At 60.9% G+C, this 23673-nt stretch carries 17 protein-coding genes; 10 read left to right on the top strand and 7 right to left on the bottom strand.

Annotation, left to right across the window (positions count from 1 at the left end; translation table 11 throughout):
- The first annotated feature begins 102 nt into the window (after positions 1-102).
- A complete protein-coding gene (gene xseA / locus JJB09_RS10890) occupies positions 103-1695 on the top strand; it encodes an exodeoxyribonuclease VII large subunit (protein WP_201657922.1) in 1593 nt (530 codons plus the stop codon).
- Positions 1692-2282: an NAD(P)H-dependent oxidoreductase gene (locus JJB09_RS10885; RefSeq protein WP_201657427.1), complete on the top strand. Its 591-nt coding sequence runs from the start codon at positions 1692-1694 to the stop codon at positions 2280-2282. Before xseA ends, JJB09_RS10885 begins: the two co-directional genes overlap by 4 nt.
- A 51-nt stretch (positions 2283-2333) precedes the next feature.
- Here JJB09_RS10885 and JJB09_RS10880 read toward each other — a convergent pair whose 3' ends face one another.
- Entirely contained in the window at positions 2334-2816 is a 483-nt protein-coding gene (locus JJB09_RS10880) for a MarR family winged helix-turn-helix transcriptional regulator (protein ID WP_201657424.1), read from the bottom strand.
- A gap of 77 nt (positions 2817-2893) precedes the next feature.
- Between JJB09_RS10880 and JJB09_RS10875 the strand changes: the two genes are divergently transcribed.
- The gene (locus JJB09_RS10875; protein WP_343229013.1) at positions 2894-3778 is read left to right on the top strand and encodes an EamA family transporter; all 885 of its coding nucleotides are present in this window, start codon (positions 2894-2896) and stop codon (positions 3776-3778) included.
- 225 nt (positions 3779-4003) lie between these two features.
- On the opposite strand, the gene JJB09_RS10870 is transcribed toward JJB09_RS10875, so the two are convergent.
- Positions 4004-5245: an aminopeptidase gene (locus JJB09_RS10870; protein ID WP_201657420.1), complete on the bottom strand. Its 1242-nt coding sequence runs from the start codon at positions 5243-5245 to the stop codon at positions 4004-4006.
- A 180-nt stretch (positions 5246-5425) separates the two neighbouring features.
- On the opposite strand from JJB09_RS10870, the gene coaBC reads away from it, so the two are divergent.
- Positions 5426-6631, top strand: a complete 1206-nt coding sequence (coaBC, locus tag JJB09_RS10865; RefSeq protein ID WP_201657418.1) for a bifunctional phosphopantothenoylcysteine decarboxylase/phosphopantothenate--cysteine ligase CoaBC — start codon at positions 5426-5428, stop codon at positions 6629-6631.
- A gap of 43 nt (positions 6632-6674) precedes the next feature.
- On the opposite strand, the gene JJB09_RS10860 is transcribed toward coaBC, so the two are convergent.
- The gene (locus tag JJB09_RS10860; RefSeq protein ID WP_201657416.1) at positions 6675-7490 is read right to left on the bottom strand and encodes a class II glutamine amidotransferase; all 816 of its coding nucleotides are present in this window, start codon (positions 7488-7490) and stop codon (positions 6675-6677) included.
- 203 nt (positions 7491-7693) lie between these two features.
- On the opposite strand from JJB09_RS10860, the gene JJB09_RS10855 reads away from it, so the two are divergent.
- The 4 genes from JJB09_RS10855 to JJB09_RS10840 all read left to right on the top strand — a co-directional run bounded on the left by JJB09_RS10855 (position 7694) and on the right by JJB09_RS10840 (position 11780).
- A complete protein-coding gene (locus JJB09_RS10855; RefSeq protein WP_201657414.1) occupies positions 7694-8605 on the top strand; it encodes a pirin family protein in 912 nt (303 codons plus the stop codon).
- Positions 8606-8792: 187 nt separating this feature from the next.
- The gene (locus JJB09_RS10850) at positions 8793-9413 is read left to right on the top strand and encodes a glutathione S-transferase family protein (protein ID WP_201657412.1); all 621 of its coding nucleotides are present in this window, start codon (positions 8793-8795) and stop codon (positions 9411-9413) included.
- Positions 9414-9556: 143 nt separating this feature from the next.
- A complete protein-coding gene (locus tag JJB09_RS10845) occupies positions 9557-10642 on the top strand; it encodes a zinc-binding metallopeptidase family protein (protein WP_201657410.1) in 1086 nt (361 codons plus the stop codon).
- Positions 10643-10748: 106 nt separating this feature from the next.
- Positions 10749-11780 carry a LacI family DNA-binding transcriptional regulator gene (locus JJB09_RS10840; RefSeq protein ID WP_201657407.1) on the top strand — a complete coding sequence of 344 codons (1032 nt, stop codon included), beginning with the start codon at positions 10749-10751 and terminating at the stop codon, positions 11778-11780.
- Positions 11781-11785: 5 nt separating this feature from the next.
- Here JJB09_RS10840 and pbpC read toward each other — a convergent pair whose 3' ends face one another.
- The 4 genes from pbpC to JJB09_RS10820 form a co-directional block, all read right to left on the bottom strand.
- Positions 11786-13867 (bottom strand): penicillin-binding protein 1C, encoded by a 2082-nt coding sequence (gene pbpC, locus JJB09_RS10835; protein ID WP_201657404.1) that lies wholly within the window; start codon positions 13865-13867, stop codon positions 11786-11788.
- Positions 13868-13873: 6 nt separating this feature from the next.
- The gene (locus JJB09_RS10830) at positions 13874-19321 is read right to left on the bottom strand and encodes an alpha-2-macroglobulin family protein (RefSeq protein WP_201657402.1); all 5448 of its coding nucleotides are present in this window, start codon (positions 19319-19321) and stop codon (positions 13874-13876) included.
- Positions 19322-19835: 514 nt separating this feature from the next.
- Positions 19836-20078, bottom strand: a complete 243-nt coding sequence (locus tag JJB09_RS10825) for a hypothetical protein (RefSeq protein WP_201657399.1) — start codon at positions 20076-20078, stop codon at positions 19836-19838.
- Between the two features lie 174 nt (positions 20079-20252).
- A complete protein-coding gene (locus JJB09_RS10820; protein ID WP_201657396.1) occupies positions 20253-21422 on the bottom strand; it encodes a pyridoxal phosphate-dependent aminotransferase in 1170 nt (389 codons plus the stop codon).
- A 210-nt stretch (positions 21423-21632) separates the two neighbouring features.
- On the opposite strand from JJB09_RS10820, the gene JJB09_RS10815 reads away from it, so the two are divergent.
- Together JJB09_RS10815 and JJB09_RS10810 are read left to right on the top strand one after the other, a co-directional pair.
- On the top strand, positions 21633-22316 hold the full coding sequence (locus JJB09_RS10815; RefSeq protein ID WP_201657919.1) for a GntR family transcriptional regulator: 684 nt from the start codon (positions 21633-21635) through the stop codon (positions 22314-22316).
- A gap of 188 nt (positions 22317-22504) precedes the next feature.
- The gene (locus JJB09_RS10810) at positions 22505-23644 is read left to right on the top strand and encodes an aminotransferase class V-fold PLP-dependent enzyme (RefSeq protein WP_201657393.1); all 1140 of its coding nucleotides are present in this window, start codon (positions 22505-22507) and stop codon (positions 23642-23644) included.
- Positions 23645-23673 lie beyond the last annotated feature (29 nt).

Below are 23673 nucleotides of genomic sequence, written 5' to 3'. Positions count from 1 at the left end.
ATGATTGCCTGTGATTAACCGATAAAGGTACGGGGGTCCATTGTTCCAGATCAAATAGATCCAAACTCTGGCATCGGCGCGCCTTTGACGACATGATGGACCATCATGACTTTCTTTGAAAACGATTCGCCGTCCAACCTGACCGAGTATACCGTTTCCGAGCTGTCGGGCTCGATTAAGCGGACGATGGAAGCTGCCTTCGACCACGTGCGGGTGCGCGGCGAGATTTCCGGCTATCGAGGGCCGCATTCATCGGGGCATGCCTATTTCGCGTTGAAGGACGACCGCTCGCGGCTTGAGGCGGTGATCTGGAAGGGCGCGTTTTCCAAGCTGAAGGTGCGGCCGGAAGAGGGCATGGAGGTGATCGCCACCGGCAAGATCACCACATTCCCCGGCTCGTCGAAATACCAGATCGTCATCGAAAGCCTCGAGCCAGCCGGCGTCGGCGCGCTAATGGCGCTGCTTGAGGAGCGCAAACGGAAGTTCACTGCCGAGGGGCTTTTCGATCCGTCGCGCAAGCAATTGCTGCCTTACATGCCGGCGGTGATCGGCGTCGTCACGTCGCCGACCGGGGCGGTCATTCGCGATATCCTGCACCGGATTTCCGACCGCTTTCCGCTGCATGTGCTGGTCTGGCCGGTCAAGGTGCAGGGTGAGGGGTCGGGCGCCGAAGTCGCCAATGCGATCCGGGGGTTCAACGAATTTCAGCCGGGTGGCGATATTCCGCGGCCGGATGTGCTGATCGTGGCGCGGGGCGGCGGTAGTCTCGAGGACCTGTGGGGCTTCAACGATGAAGTCGTGGTGCGGGCGGCCGCGGCTTCCCAGATTCCGCTGATATCTGCGGTGGGCCATGAGACTGACTGGACGCTGATCGACTATGCCGCCGACCAGCGCGCGCCCACACCGACCGGGGCCGCCGAAATGGCGGTGCCGGTCAAGGCCGATCTGGAAGCGCAGATTTCGGGCCTTGCGGCGCGGCTTTCGGGTGCGATCAACCGGCAGATGGACAATCGCCGGCAAGGCGTGCGGTCGCTCGTGCGGGCGCTGCCCTCCATCGACCAGTTGCTCGCATTGCCGCGCCGCCGCTTCGACGAGGCTTCGGCCCGGTTGGAGCGGGGGCTGGAGTTGACCGCCCTCAACAGGCGGCGGGCTTTCGAACGAACCGCGTCTCAACTCCGGCCGGACATTCTTTCCGCCCGGATTTCCGAACGGCGGCAGAAGGTAAGCGAGCAGATGCTGAAGGCCGAGCGGGTGATCGAGCGATTGATCGACCGCTCCCGCGCCCGGCTGTCACGCGCCGATGCGGTGTTTGCGGGGCTACCGGCCCGGCTGTCGGGAGAAACCGTGCGCCAGAAAGAGCGGTTGGCCAACATTGCGCGACGCAGCGATGGCGCGCTCGACATCTTTCTCAAGCGCGAACGGCAGGCGCTGTTGGCTCATGACCGAATCCTGCAATCGCTCTCCTACAAGAATGTGCTGAAGCGCGGCTATGCCGTCATTCGCGATGAGCATGATCATGTGTTATCGTCGGCGGGAACGGTGAGCCAAGGCAAGGCGATCGATATCGAATTTGCTGACGGCCACGTCAAGGCAGTTGCCGGTGAGGGAGACGGTGGACCCCAGCCGGTGAAGAAGAAACCTCTACCCAAGGCACCTGCTTCCTCAGGCGCATCCGGGCAAGGAAACCTGTTTTGAAGTTCCTCGTCGTTCTCGCCCACCCGCTGAAATCGAGCTTTGCGGCATCGGTCGCGGGGACAGTGGTGGCGACGCTGGAGGCGCGGGGGCACAATGTCGATTTTCTTGATCTTTATGCCGAGGATTTCGATCCGCGCCTGACGGCGGCGGAGCGAGCGAGCTATTTGGACGAAACCTACGACTCGTCGGCAGTCGAGCCCATGATCGCGCGGCTCAAGGCAGCGGATGGGTTGATCCTCGTCTTTCCGCAATGGTGGTTCAACTTGCCTGCCATACTGAAAGGCTTCATCGACCGGATCTTCGTACCGGGCTTCGCTTACGGCACCGATCCGGACGGCGGCAGGCTGTTTCCGACACTCGACAACATCAAACATTTCTGGGCGATAACGTCGACCGGCTCGCCGTGGTGGATCGTGCATTTCTACATGAACAACCCTGTGAAGCGAATTCTCAAACGGGGCGTGGCGAAATTCTGCTGCCGCCGAGTCGATTTCCGCATGCTGTCACTGCACAGCATGGATCAGATAACGGATGCAAAACGGGCGAGTTTTCTGGAGCGCGTGCGTAGGACAGTGGCAACGCTCTGAGTTCGTGTCTCCTGCTCATCCGGCCGTTGGGGCCGGATGAGGGGCATTCAGTTACTCGAATCCGCTCAGGAACTTTGCCAATAACCCATCCAGAGCCTTTCGCTCAGCCTCGCTCAGCACCTCCACCAACCGGTGCTGGTTGGCGACATGGGCGGTGACAGCCGTATCGACTAGAGCCAGGCCATTTTCTGTCAGCGCGATGATCATGCCGCGTCGATCCTCCGGATTGGTGGTGCGCTCGACAAGGCCGGCCTTTTCAAGCTGATCGATCCGATTGGTCATCGTGCCCGAGGTGACCATGGTGGTGGCGATGAGTTCGCCAGGTGACAAACGATAGGGTGGTCCCGTACGCCGCAGCGTCGCCAGAACATCGAAACTGGAACTCGACAGGCCATGCCTGGCGAGTTCAGCCTCCACCTCGCGGCCGAGATGGGCGCGCAGCCGCGTTATGCGACCGAGGAGACCCATCGGTGCGACATCGAGGTCCGGCCGCTCGCGATTCCATTGGGCTAAAATTCTATCCACATGATCCATGCTTCCAGTATCGCTCGAATTGTCTTGACGTCAAGATAAAATGGAATATCTTGACGTCAAGACAATATAAGGAATTCATCGTGGCCCGTTCATCAGACATCCTACTTACCGCTCTGGCGCCGGCGATCTGGGGCAGCACCTACATTGTCACGACCGAGCTGTTGCCGCCGGGCTATCCGCTGACAGTCGCCATGCTCAGGGCCTTGCCGGCGGGATTGCTGCTGCTACTCCTAGTTCGAACGCTGCCATCAGGAATCTGGTGGGTGAGGTCGTTGTTGCTCGGCGCGCTGAACTTCTCGTTCTTCTGGGCGATGCTGTTCGTCTCTGCTTACCGGCTGCCGGGCGGTGTCGCTGCGACCGTCGGGGCCGTCCAGCCGCTGATCGTTGTTGCGCTGTCGCGCCTATTGTTGGGTTCACCGATAAGAGTGTTCTCGATTGTAGCAGGCGTCGCCGGCCTGATCGGCGTGGCGTTGTTGGTTCTGACCCCGAAGGCGGCGCTCGATCCGATCGGTATTGCTGCCGGTCTGGCCGGCGCAGTCTCTATGGCATTTGGCACAGTATTGAGCCGTAAATGGCAGCCGCCGGTTTCGCCGCTCACCTTTACGGCCTGGCAACTGACGGCGGGCGGCATGCTGTTGCTGCCGGTGGCGCTCCTGCTCGAGCCGACCCTGCCGTCGCTGACGCCAGCCAATTTTATCGGCTTCGTCTGGCTCGGCCTGATTGGTGGCGCCTTGACCTATATCGTCTGGTTTCGCGGCCTGGCGCGGATCGAGTCATCTGCCGTGTCGGCGCTGGGCTTTCTTAGCCCGATGGTCGCGGTCATTCTCGGCTGGGCGCTGCTCGGCCAGGATCTCGGGCCGCTGCAGATCGCCGGTATCGCCGTCGTGCTGGTCAGCACCTGGCTCAGCCAGCGGGCGCAAAGGGGTGTGGCGCTGTCAAGTGTGGCGGTTAGTATGCGGTGAGGCTCACCCCTCACCAACTACGGCCAAGGCCTCGCGATGCTCGTCCGGCCTGCGTATCCTCTCCCACAAGGGGAGAGGTGAAATCGCTGCATCGCTTTGCCACAAGGCACGGCGAACGCCACTGGCGCCCCCTACCTCTCCCCTTGTGGGAGAGGATAGTTCGTCCCCAAGAGGCGAAGCCGATTGGCTGGACGAACTTGGTGAGGGGTTGCCCGTGAGATGACTTTAGGCCCATTCGCCCTTGCGCATCACAGGCACGCGGCTACCATCGACACCAATACCGTCGATATCGACCTCGCCGGAACCGATCATCCAGTCGATATGGATGAGGCTGGAATTGCCGCCCTTGGCAGCGATTTCGTCCTGGGTGAGATTGGCGCCGTTGACGAAGCACTTCGAATAGCACTGGCCGAGCGCGATGTGGCAAGCGGCATTCTCGTCAAACAGCGTGTTGTAGAAGAGCAAGCCCGAAGCTGAGATCGGCGAGGAATGCGGCACCAGTGCCACTTCGCCAAGGCGGCTTGCGCCCTCGTCGGTTTCGAGCACCTTCCTCAGCACCGCTTCGCCCTTGGTGGCCTTGGCTTCGACAATCCGGCCTGCCTCGAAGCGCACCTGGATGTTGTCGATCAGGGTGCCCTGGTGGCTCAGCGGCTTGGTAGAGGAGACGAACCCTTCGACGCGATGTGCATGCGGCGTGGTGAACACCTCTTCCGTCGGAATGTTGGGATTGCAGAGCACGCCGTTCTTGGCATTGGTCGCGCCACCATGCCATTCGTGACCGTCAGCGAGGCCGACAGTCAGATCCGTGCCGGGACCTCGAAAATGCAGGGCGGAGAAATTGTGCTCGTTCAGCCATTTGGCGCGACGCGCGAGCTCCGCATTGTGGGCTTTCCATGCTGCGACCGGATCGGCGACATCGACGCGCGAGGCGGCGAAGATTGCATCGGCGAGCTTCTTGACCGCAACGGCTTCGGAATCGTCAGGAAACACTTGTTTGGCCCATGACGGATTTGCAAAGGCGACGATGTTCCAGTTGATGTTGAAATTGGAGATGTGTTCGAGGGCTGGCTTGTAGGCGGTTGAAAGGGCGCGATTGGCGCGGGCAACCTTGGCCGGGTCCTCGTTGGCCAGCAGCATCGGGTTGTCGCCGGCGATTGCCAGGCGCGCGGAGCCGTTGGCATAGGCCTTGGCCATGCCTTCATAGAGCCAGCCGGATGCGCGATCGAAGGTATCGTCGCCAGCATGCGCATAGCGCATCAGGGTCGCCGCTTCGTCGTTGTAGAAGGTCGTAACCAGTCCGCCGCCAGCAAGATAGGCATGCTTGGTGATGAAGCGGGCGAGCGGCGCTGCGGCAAGCGGCGCGGTGATCACCAGATCCTGGCCCTTCTGCAGGTCGAGACCTACCTTGACGGCGACCTCGGCCAGTTTTTCGAGCTTGCCCATATCGATTGCGGTTTCGGCTGTCATGCGGACCTCTATGCTGTTCATGCTGTTGCCAATTATCTGGCGCATTCGGGCGGCTTTGTGAAGGCTTGGCGACAAATTAACGCAATTCCAAGGCCGTGCGATTGCTGCTCGACCAAACATTGCGATAGTCGCGCCGCTCCACTATTTTGGTGTGAGAAGAATTCCAGCCGCGGGCGAGCCATGACCTTGAAAGACAAACGCATTCTGCTGATCATTTCCGGCGGAATCGCTGCATATAAGAGCCTCGACCTGATCCGTCGGTTGCGAGAGCGCGGGGCAATTGTCATTCCTGTCATGACCAAGGGGGCGGAGGAGTTCATCACGCCGCTCGCCGTCGGTGCGCTGTCGGCCCAGCGGGTGCATACCGATCTGTTCTCTCGCGAGGACGAGGTGGATGTCGGTCATATCAGGCTGGCGCGCGAATGCGATCTGGTCGTTGTCGCTCCCGCTACGGCAGATCTGATGGGCAAAATGGCGAATGGTCTTGCCAACGACCTTGCCTCCACCATCCTGCTTGCCACCGAGCGGCCAGTTTTGCTGGCGCCCGCAATGAACCCGAAAATGTGGTCGAACCCAGCCGTCAGCCGCAATGCCTCGCAGTTGCTGATCGATGGCGCGCATTTCATCGGGCCGATGCGCGGCGAAATGGCCGAAGGCGGCGAGGCCGGCATGGGCCGTATGGCCGAGCCGCTCGATATCGTGGCGGAAGTCGAAACATTGCTGGATACCGCGCCGAAGCCGCTTGCCGGCAAGCGCGCGATCGTGACGTCGGGCCCGACGCATGAGCCCATCGATCCGGTTCGCTATATCGCCAACCGGTCTTCGGGCACGCAGGGCCATGCCATCGCTGCCGCCCTTGCAAGGGCCGGTGCGGATGTCACGCTTGTGTCGGGGCCGGTGAGCCTTGACGATCCGCGGGGTGTACGGACAGTGCATGTTGAGCGTGCTGAAGAGATGCGCGATGCGGTGCTGTTGGCGTTGCCGGCGGATATCGCCGTGATGGTTGCTGCCGTCGCCGACTGGCGCGTTGCCTCCGCCTCCGGCGAGAAGATCAAGAAGCAGGCGGATGGCGCGACGCCGGTGCTTTCACTGACCGAGAACCCGGATATCCTCAAGGTCATCGGTCATCATGCCCGGCGGCCGGCATTAGTCGTCGGTTTCGCTGCCGAGACCAACAATGTCGAACAGAACGGCCGTGCCAAGCTGGAACGCAAAGGCGCCGATTTCATCGTCGCCAACGATGTTTCGCCCGAGACCGGCATCATGGGTGGGGCGCGCAATCGCGTCGCTATCATCAGCAGGGACGGGATAGACCGTTGGCCTGACATGGGCAAGGACGAGGTAGCGGAAAAGCTGGTGGCTTTGATCGCAGAGCGCTTCAAATGATGTTTTCAATGCCGGACTTGTCACGGCATTGCGGTGTCGGAAGCTACTGCGCGGCGACCATCGGCATCGCGAAATCGAGCGAAGTGTCGGTCTCGAACACCGAGACTTCAAGTCCGTCCGCGCCGATGATCACGGCACTGCCGTCGGGAATGCGCATCCAGTTCTGCCGGTTGTCGTCAAGCGGTTCCGAGACCAGGCAATAGCCGCGTTCGGCACTCATGGCCGAAGCGTAAAGCGTCGGTGCGTTTTCGTCGGTGGCGTAACGAACGGCATAGAGCCGGTTGCCATCGGAGAAGGCAGCAGTGAAGCGGACGCCGGCCTGATAACCAAGATGGGTGGCGAGATGCTCGATGAACGCGATGGCTTCCCGGAATGCCGGCAGCGGGGCGGTCTCAAGCCCGAAGTGCAAAGCGAGCAAGAAAATCAGTTCCGAGTCCGTCGTGCCGGCCCGGGTCGCGTAAAGATGGTCCGGCAACATGGTCTCGAGCGGGCGCCTCAGCTTCTCGAAATGCTCGATCTGGCCGTTGTGCATAAAGGACCATCGGCCGTGCACGAAGGGATGGCAATTGTCCCGCCGTGTGCCGCCCGATGTCGCGGCACGCACATGGGCAAGAAACAGCGGCGAACGGATCTGGCTCGCAAGGCTTTTCAGATTGCAATCGGACCAGGCCGGCAAAATGTCTCTGTAGAGGCCCGGTGCCTCGCGCTCACCATACCAGGCGATGCCGAAGCCGTCGCCATTGGTGGGGGTGCGTGCCTCGGTGGCTGAGTGCGACTGTGCGATCAGCGAGTGGGCCGGCGAAGAGACGATGTCCTCGATGAACAGGGCATTTCCGCGATAAGCGGCCCAGCGACACATGATCGACCCCAATACGCGACGGAATTGTCGAATGAGCGATCATCACGCGGTATGGTTAACAAAAGTTTAACGGTCTATCCGATCTCGCTCATATTCCGAAAAGACCGAAAAGCTGAACGCTCTGTTCTGAAGCTGGGCGACTGTCATTCAGCGCCAGCACGCCTATATTGCTGGCAAGTTGAACTCAATTGAAAGGAAGGCCCATGTCCATCCGCCCCGTAAAGCATGAATCCCGCGCCCAGCCGACGATGGAGGGCGCAGGCGTCCATCTGCATCGAGTCTTCGGCTTCGGCGATCCGTCGCTGACCGATCCGTTCCTGATGATGGATGACTTCCGCAACGACGATCCTGCTCAATACCAGCGTGGATTTCCCTGGCATCCGCATCGCGGCATCGAGACCATCACTTATGTGCTGGCCGGTACCGTCGAACATGGCGACAGCCTGGGCAACCAGGGTCTGCTCGGCGCTGGCGACGTGCAGTGGATGACGGCTGGCAGCGGCATCATGCACCAGGAGATGCCGAAGGGTGATTTTGCCGGCAGGATGCATGGATTCCAGCTGTGGGCCAATCTGCCGTCCTCGCAGAAGATGACCGCTCCGCGCTATCAGGACGTTAAGGCAGCCGACATTCCTGTCGTCGTCGATGACGACGGCACGTCGGCAAGGATCATCACCGGCGAGTTCTGGGGCAAGACCGGACCGGTCGATGGTGTCGCGGCAGAACCCGTCTATCTCGATATTTCCGTGCCGCCAGGGAAGAGGAAGACCTTCAAGGTCGACACCTACCGTAAGGCGTTCGCCTATATCTTCGCTGGCTCCGGTACGTTCCGCGATGCCTCCAAGCCGATCGGCGTCAAGGTCGAGAAGGAAGTCAACGGCGAGGAACTCAACATCCGCGATCTTTCTGGCAACCGCACGCTGGTCGTTTTCGACACGGGCGATGAGGTGACCGTGCAGGCGGGTGATGAGGGTATCCGGTTCCTTTTGGTTTCGGGCAAGCCGATCGAGGAGCCGGTTGCCTGGCACGGGCCGATTGTGATGAACACGCGTGAAGAAATCATGCAGGCCATGCGCGAGTTGCAGAACGGCACGTTCATCAAGGCCGATCACTAGTGTTTCGTTGGCCGGTCGCGAATTGTCGCGGCCGGCCCTGCTCGATTTGATGTCTTCTGCGCGGCGCGATCGAGGCAACCCTAAACTAAAGTGTCCACTTCAGAATTTTGTGCAAGGCGCAAATGAGGCTTCCCTTCGGCATGCTATGAAATAGATTATGCCGACGTCATGAGGGAGGCAAATCGACATGTACAAACTTTATGGATCTCCGGGTTCGGGCAGTGCTTCGGTAGAGGCTGCACTCGCCGAAGTGGGTGCTCATTATTCGGTTACGCGGGTCAATACCGGCGAGGGCAAGCACCTGACCGAGGACTACAGGGCTATCAATCCGCGTCAACAGGTGCCGGCACTTGAGTTGCCCGATGGCACTGTCATGGCGGAAGGATCGGCGATGATGCAGCATCTGGCCGATGCGTTTCCGGAATCGCGGCTTGCGCCTTTACCCGGAAGCTCCGCCCGCGCCCAGCATGACCGCTGGCTGATCTTCATGGCCGTCAACATGTACGAAGGCGAACTGCGCAAGGCTTATCCCGGCCGCTATTCGAGTGATCCCGAAGGTGCTCAGGCCGTGCAGGCGAGTGCCGATGCCTATGTGAAGCGGCATTATGAAATCCTGGAGCAGACGATCGGGACCGGTCCCTATCTCTTCGGTGACGCGATGACGATGGCGGATATCTATCTCTGGATGCTCGCTTCCTGGATGGATCAGGAATGGCTCGCCAATCATTGCCCGAACGTATTCCGGCTTGCGAGCGTCGTTCGAGCGCGGCCGCGGCTGCAAACCATCCATGAGGCGCACTTCGGATAGGGGGCGGCGGCGCATATCGACGGGCGTGTTGCCAGCAATGGACGGAACCTGGAGTGCAAGCCAGGCGTTGGTGAGCAGCAGGGTGCGCATTTCAGCATGAAAAGCGCTGCAGTCACACAATCGGCCGACAACGGAATCCAGCCATGAAGCTCTTCCGATGCCAGAAATGCGGCACTGCCATCCATTTCACCAATGATGTCTGTCTGACTTGTGGGTTTCGGCTTGGCTACATCTGCGAACTCTTCACCATGTCGGCGCTTGTCGAGGAAGGTGACAGGTTGAAGGCGTTAGCAGATCCCGGCAAGTCGTATATCTTCTGCCGGAATGCCAACGAGGCGGCTTGCAACTGGCTTGCGCCAACGGATGGCGGCAATCCATACTGCCTTGCCTGTCACTACAACCTTACCATCCCGGATTTGTCGGTTGCGGGCAATCTTGCGCGGTGGCAGAAGGTAGAGCAGGCAAAAAAACATCTGTTCTACTCGCTGACCCGTTTCGGACTGCCCATCCCCTCTCGCCGCGATTATCCCGATCGGGGGCTGGCTTTCGAGTTTCTCGCTGAGCGCCATGACGCCAATGGCGGTGTCCGGCAAGTCCAAACTGGGCATGCTGGCGGGTTGATTTCCGTCGATATCGCCGAAGCCGGCGATGCGGAACGGGAGGTGCGCCGCACATCCATGGGTGAACCATATCGAACCCTGATCGGGCATTTTCGCCACGAGATTGGTCACTTCTATTGGGACCTGCTGGTCCGGGACCGGGGTGGTGTAGATGCATTCAGGGCGGTTTTTGGAGACCCCGAGGAAGACTATGCGGTGGCGCTGAAGCGGCACTATCGGAATGGTGCCCCGCCGGACTGGCAGGTCACCTTTATCAGCGCCTACGCATCGGCGCATCCGTGGGAGGACTTTGCGGAAACCTGGGCGCATTGCTTCCATATGATCGATGGGTTGGAGACGGCACACGCCTACGGTATCAAGCCGGGTCTGAAGTTTCAGAATGCTGACGCCGGACCCATCCAGGCGACGGGCTTCGATCCTTATGCGGCAACAGACATTGAGCCGGTGATTGCGGCCTGGGTGCCGCTGACTGTTGCAATCAACAGCGTCAACCGGAGTCTGGGCCAAGCGGATTTCTACCCGTTCGTGCTGTCGGAAGCCGTGATCGGCAAGATTGCATTCGTATTGAAGCTGATCGCCGGTGCGCGCTGTCAGCCCGGCGCATCCTGACGTTTGGGCGAGGCAGGGCTCCATCAAGGAGCTTGCGATGGAGTCTTTCATTTTCTTGCAATTTCAATCTGCGCCGTGATACGTTTTTATCAGGGAGAACTGGTTTATGGCGTCGCGTCCAACTATTTCGGATCTTGCAAGAGCCGCCGGCGTCAGCGTCGCGACCGTCGACCGGGTCATCAATGGCCGCCATAAGGTGCGGCCGGAAACGTCGCGTCGCGTCCATGATGCCGCATCCGAAATCGGCTATCTCAATTTGAACTTGATCCATCAGCCCGAGCCGCGGCAAGGTGCGGAGTATCGGTTGGGCCTCATCTTGCCAAAACCGCAAAGCGCGTTCTTTCAGAGCGTAGCGCGAACCTTCGAAGCTGCAGCGGCGACTGCACCGGGTATTCGCGCCATCGTTCAGATCGAGTACGCCACTGAGCTCAACCCGGCCGGAGTTGCCGAGATGCTGACTGACATGGCGGCGCGGAACCAGGCGATCGCAATAACGGCTCCCGATTATCCGGCCGTGACGGCGGCGGTGGAGGCAGCTGCTGCCCGCAACATCCCGGTGTTTTCGCTGTTCAGCGATTTCGCTTCCGGCGTGCGCGCCGGCTATATCGGCATGAACAATCGCAAGGCGGGCCGAACCGCGGCCTGGTTGATTGCAAGAACGGCGAAACATCCGGGCAAGGTGGCCGTGCTCGTCGGCAGCCATCGTTTGCAAGGCCATGAACTCCGGGAGATCGGCTTTCGGTCCTTCTTCCGCGAGAAAGCGCCGGAATTCGACGTGCTCAACACTTTGATCGATATCGATTCCGCGCAGAGTACCTACGAACAGACAGCGGCGCTGATCAGGCAGCATCCGGATCTGGTCGGCTATTACATCACCGGCGGTGCTATCGAAGGCGCCATTGCGGCAATCCGCGAAGCACGGTTGGGAGAAAACCTGCGTGTGGTCGTCACGGAGCTGACACTGGATTCGAGGGCTGCACTGGCCGACGAAATCATCACCATGGCGATCAGTGTGCCGCTACAGGCTGTCTGTCGCGAACTTGTACAGCTTATGATCGGGGCGATCGACAATGGTCAGGCAAGTGTCGCCGGCCAGACCTTCGTACCCTTCGAGCTTCACTTGCCAGAAAGCGTCTGAATCCCCTACCGCAGGAAGACTCGGACGCTGGCCGCGCGCCCCACCGCGTCGATCACTGTCAGGGTGGAATAGCCGCTGCCGTCGGGAGTCCACTGGAACGTGCGCCGGCGCGATTCCTCGACCATCGGCCTGCCATTGGCGAGCCAGCGGAATGGCGGCCTCCCGCCTTGCAGTTTCAGCGATAGCGGCATGACATCGGCGGTTTGCAGGCCGAGTTCGACTTCGGCACCCTCGGGCGGATAAATGATCTGCGGCGCAGGTTCGCGGGCGCCGATGGAGATCAGCCCGGTCCGTGTCAGCGAAAAGCGCTTGAGGCTGACCGGCAGCTCCGATTCCGTAAGCCTGAGTGCGCCGGGTGGTGCGCTCGGCAGCGCGGTAACAGCCACTCCGGACTTTTGGAAAGCCTCAAACAGGATCGGGGCTGCAGAGACATAGCCGCTCAAACCGGGGATCGCCGCATTGTCCGGCCGGCCGACCCAGACCCCCAATACGTAGCGACCGTCATAGCCGACCGTCCAGGCGTCGCGATAGCCGTAGGAGGTACCGGTCTTGTATGCGATGCCGCGCGCCGTTGCGCCCTGCGGAGGCCGCATGCCCGAGAGAATGTCGGACACCTGCCAAGCGGCGACCGGATCGAGGATCGGTTCGCCGTCGATAACGCCCGGCTGGTCGAAAATTCCGTCGCCGAGCTTCACCGGCTTGCCGCCATTGGCAAGCCCCGCATAGAGTTGGACGAGATCATGAAGCGTGATGCCGACACCGCCCAATGCAATTGCCAGCCCCGGCGCTTCGTTGGCCGGCAATACCGGCCGCACCTCGCCGCGGCGGAAGCGGACCGACAGCCGGGCAGGGCCAACGACGTCGAGCAGGCGCACGGCCGGTACGTTGAGACTCATCTGCAGTGCCTGCCGGATCGTCACGTCGCCCTGATAGGACATATCGAAATTGCGCGGGCGGTAGCCGAAGAAATCGGCCGGACGATCCTCGATGATGGTCTGCTGGGCGATCATGCCCTCTTCGAAGGCAAGGCCATAGATGAACGGCTTGAGTGTCGAGCCCGGCGAGCGCAGGATGCGCGTCATATCGATCCAGCCCGAGCGGCCGGCATCGAAATAGTTGGCCGAACCGACTTCGGCGACGATTTCGCCAGTCCTGACATCGGCCATCACCATGGCGACCGAAAGCTTCGGGCCGAGTTTGGCGGCCGCGTCGAGCGCCACGGTTTCCAGACCCTGCTGAATATTGCGCCGGAGCGTTGTCCGATGGATCGATTCCTTCGGATTTTTCCGCAATGCCGCTTCTGACAGATGCGCGGCGAGCGCTGGCAATGCCAGACGTTTTGTCGGAACCGCACTCAGCTGAGCCCGCTCCGCTTCACCTTCGCCGATAACGGCTGCTACCGCCATGCGTTCCAGCACCCGCTTGCGGGCAGCTTCGGCCGCCTTGAGGTAGCGGTCCGGGCGGCGCTTTTCCGGCAGTTGCGGCAAGGCGACGAGGAGGGCGGCCTGACCAACGGACAGACGACGTGGTTCCTTGCCGAAATAGGCCAGGCTTGCCGAGCGGATGCCTTCGAGATTGCCGCCATAGGGGGCGAGGTTCAGGTAGAGATCGAGGATCTCGGCTTTGCTGAGGCGGCGCTCGATCTGTACTGCTCGCGCCATCTGCAGCAGTTTGGCGGTGATCGAGCGGTCCTGCCGGGGCTCAATCAGCCGTGCGACCTGCATGGAGAGCGTGGACGCTCCCGACACGATGCGGCCATGCGTGACGAGCTGCAGGCCGGCACGTCCCAGCGCGAGAAGGTCGATACCGCCATGGTGTTCGAAGCGCTGATCCTCATAGGCGACCAGCATGCGGATAAACTGCGGGTTGACGTCATCGGCGTTTACCTTGAGCCGCCACTTGCCATCTGGCGTCGTGAACGCGCGCAGCAACTGGCCATCAGCATCCAGCACTTCGCGGGAATTGACCGCCGCCCTTTCGAGTGGCGGCGGATAGGCGGCGTCGAGCGCATGCAGCCCCCAGGTGATCCCGGCGGCAAGCGCCGCCTGGATCCCTACGAGTGCCATGAATGTTCGCGCCAGCCTCATCTTCGATCAGTCCTTGACGACCCGCATCTTACCGGTGGCCGTGCGTGCCGAGAACTGCGGACGGTACATGTCCTCGACGGACGCAGCCGGGTGATCGTAGGTGCCCGGATTGACCGCGCGGACCACATAGGCAAGCGTGATTTCGCTGCTGTTGCCCGGTGGATTGTCGATCGCGGCCAGGAACCGGTCGTAGCGGAATTCCAGATGCGCTGCCTGGGTTTCCGGCAGCCAATCGAAGTTCGCGATCGCGGCACTGTTGACGAGCCCCGGATTGTCGATCTCGAAGCCGGCCGGCAGGAGATCTGCAATCATCAGGCGGCTCGACCAGTCGTTCTCCTGTTTGACTTTCAGAACCACGACATAGCGTTCGTTCTGCTTGACCTCGCTGACATTGGCCTCTTCGCCATCCAGCGTGTAGTAGCTGCGGGCGATGTCGAAGCCGTCTCCGCCCGCCGTTAATGGATCCTTCGGCGAGGCGACGGTGGTGATCACGGCCGTCACAGGCTCGTTTGCCTGGTTGACGATATTAACCGGCTGCGCCAGCAGATCGTCGCCGCTCATGCGTGTCTGATAGCCGCCCGTCTTCAGCACGTCGTTGACGCTGACCCTGATATCCTGGTCGGCGTTCTTGAGAGCGCGGGCGGCGAGCACCAGCCAGGCCTGCTCCTGAGTGCTGGTCCAGGTCGTGCGTTCCCACTCCTTCGCCACGAGCGCCGCAAGCTCGGGAATGATAGCCGACTGCGGGCGGCTTTCGGCCGCCAGCGCCAGGATCGCCGCATCGTCGCGCAACGTCGAGCCATAGTCGGAGCGCGCCAGGCTGACATTGACAAGCATGCTGGACATCCGTGCAGCGTCGGCGAATATCCGCTCGGAACGCTGGCGGTCACCGTAGAGCGCCAGCGAGGCAGCGATATGGGCCTTGGCAAGCTGGGTCGGGAACCGGTCCAGCATCGTATCGGCGTAGTAGCGCAGGTCGCTGATCGCCGCACGGCGATTGCGTGCCAGCACGTAGAGCGCATAGGCCATCTCATTGCCCCGGTCGGCGACGTTGCTGTCATAGCCGAGCTGGTTTTCGAGGTTGTCGAGCGCCGATACCATGGCCGTGTCCGGCACGTCGAACTTCTGTTCTCGGGCCCGCGTCAGGAAATCTGTGACATAGGCATCCAGCCAGAAGTCGCCCGAACCCGGTCCCCAGAGGCCGAAGCTGCCTGATGAAGACTGATAGGACAGCACGCGATAGACTGCGTCCTGAACCCGCTTCTTGACCTCGCCATCATCCGGCACGCCGGACTGGATGGCCAGTTCGCTGAGATAAAGCAGCGGCAAGGCACGGCTGGTGGTCTGCTCGGCGCAGCCATAGGGATAGCGATCGAGCGTCATCAGCAGCGCCGGGATATCGAACGCCGCCAGTTGCGTCATGTTCACGCTGATCGAGGCGCCCTGCATGATGGAGTTGGCCATCAGCTGGCTGTCGACGAGCAGGCTGCGGCCCGGATCGATCCGCACCAGCCGCCGTTCCGTCATCGGCAAGGTCGAGGGCCGGACATTGAGGTTCAGCTGTTGGCTGATCGAAAAGCCGTTGGCGCCGGTCAGCATGACGGTGATGTTGCCGTCGCCCGCCAGACCGCCCTTGATCGGCAGCGTCAGGTCCGATTTGCTGCCGGGATCCAGCTTCACGGTTCTCGCGCCCTGACTTTGATCGATCAATACGCGGTCATTGGACGAAAGCGCGAGCTGGTAGTCGCCGGCAGGCGCATCGGTATTGGCGATATCGAGCCGGAGCTCGGCCGTGTCTCCCGGCGCCAGGAACTTGGGCAGGCTTGCGGTCACGACCACGGGATCGCGAACCACCACGTCCTTGACGGCATGACCCAGGCCGGACTTCGTCCAGGCGACGGACATGACACGTGCGGTGCCGTTGAATTGCGGGATGTCGAAGCTGACAGTCGCCTTGCCCTGCGCATCCAGTTTGACCGGACCGGAGAAGAACGCCACCAGCTTTTCTGTCGGCGGGTTGCCCTGCAGCGGTGCTTCGGCTCCGTCGCCGCCAGTGCGGAGACGACCGGTGGCACCCAGCGAACCGTCGATCAGGCGGCCGTAGAGGTCGCGGATTTCAAGCCCCAGCTGGCGCTGGCCGAAGTACCAGCCTTCCGGGTCCGCCGGCTCGTAGCGCGTCAGATTGAGAATACCGACATCGACGGCGGCAACCGTGACATAGGCCTCTTCATTGGCGCCCGCGCCTTGGACCGCCACCTGAATGTCGAGCGGCTGGCGAGGCAGGGTCTTTTCCGGCACGGTCAGATCGACGGCGAGTTTGTTCTCACCCGGATCGACGGCAACCCATTTCAGGCCGATCGCCCGCATCGGCAGGCGGCTTTCCTGTGCATCACCAGGTCTGAACAGGGTGGCGGTAACGTAGGCGCCCGCACCCCATTCAGCGGTAACGGGAACATCGATCACCGCGCCTTCCTTGCCGACGCTGGCATTGATCGAGGCAATCAGGCTTTCGGTGCCGACATTGATCACGGCTTCACCGGCAAAGCGCGGCGAGATCTTCAGCCTGGCGGTTTCACCGATCTTGTAGTTCTCCTTGTCGAAGCCGATTTCGAGTCCGTCCGGCGTTTCTGTCGACGTTGCCTGCACATACCAGCCGGCATCGAATTCAACGCTGGAGGTCGGGCCATCGCCGGCCAGCGATTCCACCTCTAGCCGATAGCGGCCCCAGTTCACGGGTGTAGAGACCTTGGCACCATCAGGCGTCAGGTCAAAGGTTCCATCCGACACCTGCTTGGTGGAAAGCACAGGCTCATAGCGCCAGGACGACCCGTCGCGATACCATTGGTAATTCCGCTCGACGCTGAGCAGCTTCCAGCGAAGCCCGGTCATGGCCTGCCTTTCGCCCTTGCCGTCCAGACCGATCACATGGAAGTTTGCGATGGAATTTTCGGCGAGGTCGCCGGAGAATTCCGGCTTGATGCCGATCATTGCGTCGCCGGTGTTGATCGGAAGGGTGATGTCGCGCTCGACGGCACGGCCGCCGGCTTCCTTCATGCGTACCACCACCTTGGCTTCCAGAAACTGGGTGGTCGAAGGCAATTGTGGAAGGTCGATGGCGATCGCCGCCTTGCCGTTTTCATCGAGCGGCGCAAGGTTTTCCAGTGCCACCCGGGTTTCTTCCTGCGCCTCCTCATCGGTGAGGCCGAAGACATAACCCTTGTATTCCGCACGTTCGCGTGTCGGTTTGAGCGCGATGTCGCCTTCGAGTTCAAGGCCCGCAGCGGGGGCGCCATAGAGGAAGCGTCCATCGACATCGACCTCGGCCGGCAAACCCGGTTCGATGTCCTTGGCCTTGCTGGTCAGGTCGAATTCGATGCGATCGGGTACGAAATCGTCGACCTGGAACTGCTTTTCGCTGATCGCAGCTTCCTTCGGGTCGGTATAGACGCGCATGGTCCAGGAGCCGCGCATGGCGGACTGCTGCAGCGGCAGGTCCAGCGTGTGGCCGCCGAGATTGCCGCCATCGGTGACGATGCGCCGGTCCTCGACGCCATCGGGACGCAGGAAGACGAAGGTCAGCGGCAGCTTGTCGATCGCCTGGCCGGCGATATCGCGGGCCAGCGCTGCAACATGAACCGTTTCGCCGGCGCGGTAGATGCCGCGCTCGGTCCATGCCAGCACGTCGATAGCCCCTGGCGCGGTCCGGCCGGTGACGCCGCGGTCGGAAAGATCAAAGCCGGCACGGGTCATGTCGAGGAAAACATAGTCCTTGGCGCCGTCCTGGGCGGTCAGCACCGCAGGCGTCATGGCGGCAGAACCGCGCATCAGACCGGCGGACAGCAAGGCACGGCCGTTGCTGTCTGTCGTGGTCGTGCCGAGGATTTCGTTGTTCTTGGCCAGAAGCTGCAGCGTGACATTGGCCATAGGCTTGGCTGTCGCCAGCGAGCGGACGAACACATTCAGGCCATCGGTGCCGGCATAGGTGGAAATGCCGATGTCGGAGACGACGAACCATTGGGTCGCCTTGGTGTCCCAGTCGTTGACATTGGCCTGCTTGGAAGCGGCCGTCAGGACATAGACGCCGGGTTTGCGCTCCGGAAGGGCTTCATCCACCGGGAATGAGGTGACCACTTCCTTATTGAGTTCGGTCTTGATGTCGATCGAACCGCTCCAGACCAGCTCGCCCTGTTCGGATTCGATTTGCGAGGAACGCCAGCCGTCGAGCTGGGTCAGGAACTGCGAGCTGCCGAGGAACGAAGCGATCGCTCGGTCGCCGATGCGATAGAGCTTGAGCTGGGCATTGTCGGAATTGATCGAAACCAGCGGAATGCCGCGGCGCGCGGTGCTTGGCAGCACAAAGCTGTCGCCGGTGAAGCGCACGGTCGGAGCACGATCCTTGACATAGACTTCCAGGTCGACCTGATCGAGCAGCGGTTCGTCCACCGAGGACGGCAGGCCGGCGCGCATCGCCAGCTTGTAGCGCTCACCGTGAACCAGTCCCTCGACGCAGATTTCACTGCCCTTGGCTTCGATCGCCTTGGGAGCCGCGCCATTCAGCGTGACGTAGGACGTATAGTCTACACCGGCTTTGACCAGCGGCTCGGAGAACTGAATGCAGGCGCGTGGCGTGGCGCTGTCGGAGTCGACCGAATTGTTGACTACCCGGAAGCCCTGCCGGTAGCGCAGGTCCTGGTAGGCTGCCTGCACGGTTGGATCGTCCACCAGCTTCAGGCTCGCTTTATAGGCGTTGATGCCTGCACGAAAATTCTGCGTGGCTTCCAGAGATCTGGCCAGAACAGCCAGTGTCTGCGCCCGCACTGACTTTGTCCGCGATGTCTCGTAGGCGTTGACCGCTGCCGCCAACCCTTCGGCATTGATGGAATAGTTTCCCGCGACCCGGTTTGCCGCAATGGCCATCTCGATCCAGATCGCGCTGTCGTCGGGGCTGATGGAAAGCGCGCCCTTGTAGGCGATGAGGGCTTGATCGATCGTCCCCGCGGTAACGTTGTGCCGCGCCAGGTCAAGCAGGCTTTGGATGCCCATGCCCTGTTGTTCCGGCGCGATGGCGAGGTCCAAGCGCTGGCGGCGGGCGTCGTTCAGGTGCTGTTCGGTCAGGAAACTCAGTGCCTGCGGTGCGCCGAGATCCGGCTCCTGAACCTGCTGGGCCACGACCTTGCCGGCGACAGCCCCGGGGAACGGGTTCATCTTGTTGAAGTCGGATTTCAGGAAGCACCATTTGGCCTTGGTGTTGTAGGTGAAGGCCTTGCAGGATTGATCGTCGACGCATTCGGTGCCGCACTGGTCGAGCGTCACGTTCTGAACGGTGCGAAGGTCAAAGCCGAAATAATCGGCGTCCTTGACGGTGACCACGGTTCGTCCCGGCTCGGCGGCCTGGGCGGCAAATGTGGATAAAGCGAGGCTGGCAAGAAGCAGGGTGGATCGGATGTAGGCGCGCATGGACGTCGAGACTCCCGATTAAGGCGTAAGCCGAGGGTTCAATTGGTCATTTTCAGGCGCAAGCGATGGGGGCCGCTGGCGCAATGGGCGAGGTGAACGCCGAAAAATACAGGAATCGCGGAACGCGCTGGCAGGAGGAAATTCCAACAACCTGAGGACCACATGGATAATACCATCGCATTTCCCCGCTACACGCTTCACAAACCGGAGGACAGGCTCTCGCGAGTGATGATCCATCGACTGCCGGCTACGTGTCATACGTTTATAGAAGGATTTTTATTCCGATCACAAAGGGATTTTCGTGACCTTCGGTCAGAAAACGTAAAGGTCACCCGCATCGCGGGCGACCTTTCAATCTTCTGGACCTGGATTGCCTTTGCGGGTCCTACAAGAGGGAATCGAGGGGACGGGGTGCTATTTCCGGCAGCCGCGGGGACTTCGCTGGCAAAGATATCGGCCTCCGGCAGCGTTCCATGAATTTTAGGGCAACGTCGCCAGAGTGGGTGTGCGCCGCTCAGTAGATGATGCTGACGCAGTTGCCACGGGCGTTCCGGATGCGCGAGGGGCACTTGTCGACCGCGCCATTGGTGGTGTTGCCGAACCATTTTTTGCGCTCGTCAAGGCTCGGTCCATCATTCTTGTTGAAGTGTCCGAAGCTTTTCGAACCATTGTTGTTCATGCCGCCCGCGTGGGATGCCCCGGCGAGCGCGCTGATTGCCATGATGGTAACGAATGTCGTGGCGAGAAGTGTACGCATTTCCGTATCCCTTCATAGGTGACCGCCAGTTCATGCTGACAAGGGGATTACGGGATAGCGCCAAAAAGAGTTTCAGCGTTGGCCAATGAATTTAGCAGCCCGCCGCAACTCGAAGATCGGCGGCGAAACAAAAAAGGGCAGAGGCCAGCAAGCCTCTGCCCCGTTGGCGTGATATTACAGGGCGTTGAAGAAGCCGCTCAGGCGGTCCATGGCCTGTTCCAGCCGTTCGTAGCTTTCGGATCCGAAGCAGACGCGCAGATGGTTGTCGCCAGCCTCGCCATAGAAGCCGCCGGCCTCGACGACGACGCCAGCTTTTTCAAGGATGAGGTCGGCGGCCTGCTGCGACTTCAAGCCGGTGCCGCTGATGTTAGGAAATGCATAGATCGTGCCTTCAGGGCTTGTGCAGGTGACGCCCGGCATCTGGTTCAGCCGGCTGACAACCAGGTCGCGCTTGCGGCGATCGTCTGCGACCATCTCGTCGAGGATGGATGCGTCGCCGGTGACTGCCGCCAGGGCGCCATACTGGATGAAGGTGTTGACGTGGGTGATCTCGTTGGCGGTCAGCTTCAGCAGCGCCGGCATCATGGATGCGTCGGCGGCGATATAGCCGAGGCGCCACCCATCCATTGCATAGGCCTTGGTGAAGGCGAACATCGAAATCGTCCGCTCCCTCATGCCCGGCAGCGATGCAATCGAAATGTGCTCGACGCCATCGAACAGGATCTGTTCGTAAACTTCGTCGGAAACCACGACCAGATCGTTCTTGATCGCGAGATCGGCGAGGATCTCGAGCTCAGCGCGGGAATAGACGCGGCCGGTGGGGTTGGATGGATTGACCAGCACGATCATCCGCGTGCGCGCTGTGATCAGCGGCTCGATCAGTTCGCGTTTGATCGAGAAGTTGTCGTCCTTGTCGAGCGGGGCATAGACAACCTTGGCGCCGGTCATCTCGATCTTGTTGATGTGCTGGGGGTAGAAGGGTTCCAGCAGGATCGCCTCGTCGCCCTCGTCCAACAGGGCCATGAACGCGACAAACGACGCCTGGGTCAGGCCGTTGGTCATCAGGATTTCGTCGGGCGATACCGTAATCTTGTTGTATTCGGCCAGCTTCGATTGCAGCGCGCGGCGCAACGCCGGCTCGCCGCGCAGGTCTGAATAATGCACCAGTCCGTCGCGAAGCGCCTTTACGGTCGCATCCTTGATGTGCGCCGGGGTGTCGTGGAACGGACGACCCAGTTCGAGATGGATCAGGTCGATGCCGGAAGACGCCATCGCAGCGGCCTTCTGAAACATTCCGAAGCTTTTGGGTGAAGTGTTGGTAATCCGTCGCGCAAAACGTGCCATGTTGTGTCCACTCTTGTATTGTCTGCAGTCAAGGGGCCAGCCCGGTGCGGCGCGGTGTTCGAACCTGCTTTCGACAAGCGCCGTGCATTGCTGATAACCTGAATTGAGCATTTGATCAAATGATATTCCGACTTGTGTTTTGAATGAACGAGCACTAGATTTTACGCAAGTAGCTATCCGGTCGCCCGAACAAGGAGTTGAGCATTGGCTTTGGAAGAAGGGTTTGGGCCAGTTTCCGGACGGGTCACAGTCCAGGATGGCGTCTATCTGCAGTTGCGTGAGGCATTGCTGATCGGGCGTTTCGATCCGGGGCAGGTCTTGACGATTGCCTCTCTTTCCCAATCCTTCGACACCAGCCATATGCCTGTGCGAGAAGCGTTGCGACGTCTTGCTGCCGAAAACGCGCTTGAAATTGCCCGCAACGGTTCAGCCCGAGTGCCGCCGGTCTCTGTCGCGCGTCTCGACGATCTGTGCCGGGCACGTGCAACCATCGAAGGTCTGGCGACTGAACTCGCCACCCAGATAATCGGGCCCGAGGAGATCGATGCGCTGGAAGCGGTGGTTGCCGCGCACGAGATCTGCGCCCGAGACGGGCAGGTTTTTGAGATGTTGGCCACGAACCGCGAGTTCCATTACCTTATCTATAAAGCATCCAAATCGGAAGTCCTGATCCAGCTCATAGACACGCTTTGGTTGCGGTATGGGCCTTACATGCGTATGCTTTCCGCGCATGTCGGCCCACGCATGGCGACCGAGGATTTCGGATCCTATACACTCCATCATCGCAGAATCATTGCTGCCATGCGCCAGCGTGACGCGGTCCGGGCGCGAGAGGAAATGGTCTCTGACATCCGCGATACCCAGGATCTGCTGCGCAGTCTGATCGCGCAGTAAAGTTGGCCGCCTACGGCTTTTCAGGCATGGTTTGTGTGCTGCACTTTCATTTGTGCGTCGCAACGTACTGCGTCGCAGGGGCTTCAGCCTTGCGGCACCGCGAAATACAATATTGCGAATCCCGCCAACAGGCTGATTGACGTTCGAGGGATATTATGATCTTTTGATCAAAATATTTGAGGTCTGAAATGTCTGGCTACTTTCTCTATCACTCCATCGGGACGTTTCCCGGCAAGGCCGAGAAGATGGGCGACGCACTCGCTCGCTTTTCTGCGGTGTGGTCTGCGGAAGACGATGGACAGTGGTCCGCTGCGCTGGGACAACGTCAGGCTTTCATCGACGCATGGCGCGGTGTGATCGATGTGCCGGCGGGATCGTTGACGACGGCCGAGAATGTCACGACTGCTCTCTATTCCCTGATTGGCGCCTTGCCGGAAGATCGGCTGCGCGGCAAGCGGTTGCTGGTTGCTGCGGATTGTTTCCCGAGCCTGCATTTCCTGCTGGCGGGGATTGCCGACCGGTTCGGTTTCACGCTCGACACGGTGCCGCTACGGCCCGGCGAAGCATGGGTGCGCGACGAAGACTTCATGGCGCATTGGCAGGAAGACGTTGGTCTGGCTCTGCTGACCTTCGTATCCTCGACCACCTCTCACAGAATCGATGCGCAGCGACTGGCCGCGCATGGCAAAGCCATGGGATCGCTCGTTGGCGTCGACATTACCCAGGGCGTCGGCGTCGTGCCGTTCTCGCTTGGCACGATCGATGCCGATTTCGTCGTGTCGACTTCGCTCAAGTGGTTGTGCGGGGCGTCCGGCGCCGGTATTCTCTATGTCCGCCCGGAGTTGCTCGCCGCTTGCCGACCGGAACTGCGCGGCTGGTTCAGTCAGGAAAATCCGTTCTCGTGGGATCTGGACAAGTTTCAGTTCGCTGCCGATGCCCGCCGCTTCGACCATGGTACGCCGGCAATCCTGGCGTCAGTTGCTTCGCTGCCAGGCATCGAATGGGTGATGGAACGCGGCATTGCTGCGATCCGTGCCAACAACCTGGAAGCCAGCAGCCGTATTATCGGTCGCGCGCAGGAGAATGGCTGGGCGATTGCTTCGCCGTTAAATCCTGACGAACGCGGCGGCAGCGTCATGCTGACCCTGCCGGAAGCGGCCGATCCCGCCGGCGTTGTTGCGGCGTTGCGCGACCAGAAGATCTATTGTGACGCGCGCGGCAGAACGATGCGGCTTTCCCCCGGCGTGGTAACGTCCGGCGATGCTGTCGATGAGCTGTTCAATGCGCTCGAGCGGATTGTGCCGCCGGAAAATACCCGGAGCGCCTGAGACGGATCGACAACGGCCTCAACGCCCAG

The sequence above is a fragment of the Phytoamicus setariae genome, assembly GCF_016722925.1.
Taxonomy (GTDB): Bacteria; Pseudomonadota; Alphaproteobacteria; order Rhizobiales; family Rhizobiaceae; genus Rhizobium_E; species Rhizobium_E setariae.
This window is presented reverse-complemented; position numbering and strand designations above follow the sequence as displayed.